The sequence below is a fragment of the Lacimonas salitolerans genome, assembly GCF_042677865.1.
Lineage (GTDB): Bacteria > Pseudomonadota > Alphaproteobacteria > Rhodobacterales > Rhodobacteraceae > Lutimaribacter > Lutimaribacter salitolerans.
Window position 1 is genome coordinate 1 of sequence record NZ_JBHUDD010000085.1, and the last position, 1280, is coordinate 1280.

Consider the following 1280-nt stretch of genomic DNA (forward strand, 5'->3'; position numbering starts at 1 on the left):
GGGCACCTCGATTTTTCGTCGTTTTCCGCGGTTCAGGGCGGGTTTTCTGGCCTGAAGCGTGCAGGAAGCGGCTTGCTGGGATGTTTGGCAGCGTAGTCAGCGACCGTTTCGCCCGGTCATGGCGGGTTTCGGCCTCTTTGGCCTGAAGTCCGCGCCCCGGGTCATGCCGGGCACGGGTTCAGACGGCGCAGTTGCGCCAGCCGTCGCATGTTGTAGGCGAGGTTCTTCATGCCGATCTTGGCCTTGGCGCGGATCAGGCCGACGGTGCGCACCAGCGTCCCGCCCATGTCGTTGGTCTGGGCGCCGAAGACATGCTCGACCCGGGCGCGCACCGCAGACTTGGTCCTGTTGCTGGCCTTGCCCTGTTCCGTCAGCGGCTTGCCCCGCTTGCCCTTGCGGTGAATGCGGCTTTTCAGGCCGCGGGCACGCAGCTTGGCTTCCATCTCCTCGGACCGATAGGCCGGATCAGCCCAGACATCCAAGCCGGTGTTGCCTTGCATCAGCAGGTGATCCACCGCCTGGCTGTCATGCAGCGCTGCGTCGCTGACATGGTAACGGCGGACCAGCTTGTGCTGTCGGTCCACATTCACATGGTTCTTGTAGCCGTAGTGGGATTTCCCGTGTTTTTTGGTCCAGCGGGCATCTGTGTCCTTCTGCGACCGCTTGGCGGGCTTGTCGGCCCAGTCCTCGGGCACATCCCCGTTCTTGATCGCTTTGTTTTCCTCGCGCGTGTTGTGGTTCTTCGGCACCGGCACGATGGAGGCGTCCAGGATCTGCCCACCCCGCGCGATGTAGCCCTGCCGCGCCAGATAGCCGTCGAACTGCTTGAAAAGCGCCTCAACCACCCCCGCCTGCGCCAGTCCCTCGCGATAGAGCCAGACGGTCTTGGCGTCCGGGACCCGGTCCTGCAACCCAAGGCCGAGGAAGCGCATGAACGACAGCCGGTCGCGGACCTGATATTCGATCTGGTCATCGGACAGGTTGTAGAGCGCGCCCAGCAACAGCGTCTTGAACATCACCACCGCGTCAATCGGCTTGCGCCCGGCCCGCGACTTGCGCTCCGCCTTGGGCTTGCGCCAGACCCGCTCCAGCGCCGGGCGGAACTCCTCCCAAGGCACGATGGCGTCAATCTCGACCAGCGGGTCTCGCTTGGCATCAAGGCTCGCGTAGCGGTCTGAAAGATCAAAGAAACCCATCTGCGCCATCGTCACACCCCAGAAACCTCATGCCCTCTGCTTTCTATCCCAGCGGCCCGGCCACAGCAATTTTTCGAAGTGCCC

1 protein-coding gene is annotated in these 1280 nt (G+C 63.5%); it reads right to left on the reverse strand.

Going from position 1 to position 1280, the window contains the following annotated elements; translation table 11 throughout:
- Nucleotides 1-161 precede the first annotated feature (161 nt).
- On the reverse strand, nucleotides 162-1205 hold the full coding sequence (locus ACFTOW_RS13370; RefSeq protein ID WP_379916528.1) for an IS5 family transposase: 1044 nt from the start codon (nucleotides 1203-1205) through the stop codon (nucleotides 162-164).
- Between the last annotated feature and the right edge of the window lie 75 nt (nucleotides 1206-1280).